The sequence below is a fragment of the Pseudoalteromonas sp. SG43-6 genome, assembly GCF_014164365.1.
Lineage (GTDB): Bacteria > Pseudomonadota > Gammaproteobacteria > Enterobacterales > Alteromonadaceae > Pseudoalteromonas > Pseudoalteromonas rhizosphaerae.
The window spans coordinates 1-3,105 of record NZ_JACJEZ010000111.1 but is presented as its reverse complement, the minus strand read 5'-3'; the positions used below and the strand labels follow the sequence as shown (position 1 = coordinate 3,105).

Genomic DNA, 3,105 nt, shown 5'->3' with positions numbered 1-3,105 from the left:
GTTCTAAAAAATTTAACCACAGAATTCACTGAAAAGTAAATAAAATCAAAAAAGATTACTCTGTGCAGCGCGAAGCGCCTTTGTGTTCTCTGTGGTGAATAAAAAGATAAGTTGTGCCACATAAAAAGCGCAGATAAGTACTGTACTTTATACACGTTCTGTTGACGGAGTTATTTGAGCAAATTATAGTCATTGATATTGGCTAAGAGTAATAATTAATTGACTGCTCACATATTCAAGGATATGAGCGACGCGCGTATATTGTTCCACTTAGCTTTGTTTAAAAGATATTAGAAAACTTAATGATAGTAATATCTTAGTTAATTTGTTAAAAATATATAAAGTATAAATATAAGTGTGGTCGGAGCAGAAATATCCGCCCTTCGCGCACTATAAAATTGTTATACAAAAAGGCTAATTCATGGATTGTGTTGTTAAGCTGAACATAAGCTATATATTAAAAGTATTGATCGGTAAGCTTGTGAGTGATTCAGATTCATGGATGGATTTAAAAACATCTGAAGAATTTAACTTATGGATAATGTTAGAAGATGGTCTCAAAGATAGAATAATATGTGAAAAACAATGCATGGGCTGTTTAGATTATCATTTAGTTAACCGTATTTTTTATGACTTCATTGAAAATATTAAAATCATCAATAATAAAAATACAGATCTTATCAATTGCTTATCAGATAAGTTCTCTTTAAAAAATGAAGAAGATCCTGTAAGTCTTGCTTTTGAATTGATATCAAACCCAGTATATGTCGAGAGACAACTTGATGAAAAAGCTCACCATCTGTACAAGCAGTACGTAAAAGGAGTCGAGCAAGTTCACTCTGCTTTAGCGGTAGGGTACTGTCAGCAAAGAATGACAGAGTTGCATGATATCATAATATCTAATTCCCATTTTGGTGAGATGCAATCTTTAAGCTATGAAGATTTTGAAGTTAGTCCTACTCTGAATACTTTCTATTTGGATCAAAATTTCGTTAGCAAGTGTGTTAACGACAAGAATTTTATGCTCCAAGTGGAAAACTATAAGAAAAGATCAAAATCCATTTTCTTATCTAGTGCATACTTGATTGAAGATGGCATAAAAATGAATAGGGTATTCCTTAAAAGTTATTTTGAACTGTTATTTGAATTAACTAACAACATATTAATTGCAAAGCAGGATCGACATCTTAAGTTTTTTAAAGAACAGATTGATTCAACCGTCGAAAGAGTTATTCTTTGGCTAGAAACTACTCGGGCGGCTGAAGGTTTAAAACTATACAAATCTTTATATAATAATTATGCATATCCTATGTTTAATCGTAAAAGTAATATTACAAAAACCTTAAATAAGGACATAAAAGTATTTTTTGCAGATATTGATGATGATTTTCATCCAGAGTCTTTTGATATGGAGTTTAATAGTCATAATATCATTCATGGGATAATGATAAGTAAAAGTTATCAATTTACAATTCAAGATATCAAAAAAGGGCATGTTACTTTTGATAGTGATTTCGATTGTATGAATAAGATTGAACAATTATCCGAATTAATGGATCTTATAAACTTTGAAACAGAATCAATTAAAGATATCAAAAAAATAAAAAGTAGCTATCAAGATACGGAACACTTAAAACATGCTTGGAAAGCTGATTATTTCATAACTGATGATGTCAAGTTAATAAAACGAGGCGAATATATTTATGCTTTGCTAGGTATTAAAACCAAGTTTTTAAAGATTAGTGACTTTAAAAAAACGATGGTAGAGTTTTACGCACATTGATTTTGCATAATCGGGTAGCCGGAGGTTTCTAACCTTCAGCCCCCAAACCACCCATAATGCACTTTTTATTAACAGGAAGTGCAATGGGCGGTTCATCTCCCGTAATAAATATTATCCAAATATCTCTCAATGACACTAAATCTTGTAAAGCTAAGTACTCATTGCCCAGCGCAATGTTAATTCCTTTTTTTAGCCCTTACTCACTCAAATAAGCCACGCAAACACCTGTAATACCTTTGTAAAATGCAATCAAAACAGCACCAAGCACTCTTTTTATATTTAACATGAAAATTAGTTATCGATTGAATCAAAATAGCAACTCGGCTATGGTTAATGCATCAATAAAAATAAATTTTAAACGAGTAATTCTACAGGCTCGTTAACCATGATAAGGATCTATGATGAGCCTGAAAAATCACTTTGAATTGCTGGCGGCCTATAATCAGCGGATGAATTTAAAGGTGTATGAGGCTTCGAGTCAGCTCTGTGCAACTAATCTGGCCCAAGACCGTGGGGCCTTTTTTGGATCCATTCTCGGAACTCTTAATCACATCATTGTTGGTGATACTATCTGGCTAAAACGGTTTGCTACCCATCCAGCCTGCTTGCGGTCTTTACAGGAGGTAGCTGATATTCCAAATCCAAAGAGCCTGGATCACATAACCTTCAATGACATTGGTAGCCTATCGGAGCACCGGTTCTGGTTGGATCGGATAATTATCAACTGGACAGCCGAGCTATCTGAAAGTGATCTGGATTTCATTCTCAGCTACCAAAACACCAAGGGGATCTCCGCTACCAAACGATATTCGAGTCTAGTTCTTCATTTTTTTAACCATCAGACTCATCATCGTGGCCAAGTTTCTACATTGCTATCGCAGGCAGGCGTGGATATTGGGGTTACTGACCTGTTGGCTGAGATTCAGGAGGAAACGCATGCATAACAAAGCGAACATGCTTTTGAGATCACCGCAATGAATCAAGAATTAAGACTATTGGAAGAAATCCTAAAGAGAAATAGCGAAGATCCTGACTCAATTGATATTGAAAATGAGGTCGATCATTATTTCTTCTTTGATGGAATTAAGAATGAAGAAGATCTCGATGAAGCATGGAGAGTTTTTGATGAACACGAAGAGATAAGGAATAGGCTTTTAAATATAGTAAGTGAAACTGACTCTATATCTAGGTGGGGTTACTGTAGTGGTCAACTAATTTTGGCCACAGTTTTAGAATCTTTGTATCTAATCTCAGATTCATTTGGCGCTAAACCGGCATTATAATGATGCGGCCTAACGTTGTTGTAATATCCGTTGATATAA

At 34.3% G+C, this 3,105-nt stretch carries 3 protein-coding genes; all 3 read left to right on the top strand.

The window, feature by feature from the left end:
- The first annotated feature begins 421 nt into the window (after positions 1-421).
- The 3 genes from H5201_RS22235 to H5201_RS22225 all read left to right on the top strand — a co-directional run bounded on the left by H5201_RS22235 (position 422) and on the right by H5201_RS22225 (position 3,066).
- Positions 422-1,783, top strand: coding sequence for a hypothetical protein (locus H5201_RS22235; RefSeq protein ID WP_182785421.1), 1,362 nt, complete (start codon positions 422-424; stop codon positions 1,781-1,783).
- Between the two features lie 398 nt (positions 1,784-2,181).
- Positions 2,182-2,727 carry a DinB family protein gene (locus tag H5201_RS22230; RefSeq protein ID WP_310736619.1) on the top strand — a complete coding sequence of 182 codons (546 nt, stop codon included), beginning with the start codon at positions 2,182-2,184 and terminating at the stop codon, positions 2,725-2,727.
- 30 nt (positions 2,728-2,757) lie between these two features.
- The gene (locus tag H5201_RS22225) at positions 2,758-3,066 is read left to right on the top strand and encodes a hypothetical protein (RefSeq protein WP_182785422.1); all 309 of its coding nucleotides are present in this window, start codon (positions 2,758-2,760) and stop codon (positions 3,064-3,066) included.
- Positions 3,067-3,105 lie beyond the last annotated feature (39 nt).

What these genes read in the sequence shown, in the direction of transcription:
- H5201_RS22235 (WP_182785421.1), top strand. Translation starts at nt 422, where the DNA reads ATGGATTGTGTTGTTAAGCTGAACATAAGCTATATATTAAAAGTATTG.
- H5201_RS22225 (WP_182785422.1), top strand. Translation starts at nt 2,758, where the DNA reads ATGAATCAAGAATTAAGACTATTGGAAGAAATCCTAAAGAGAAATAGC.
- H5201_RS22230 (WP_310736619.1), top strand. Translation starts at nt 2,182, where the DNA reads ATGATGAGCCTGAAAAATCACTTTGAATTGCTGGCGGCCTATAATCAG.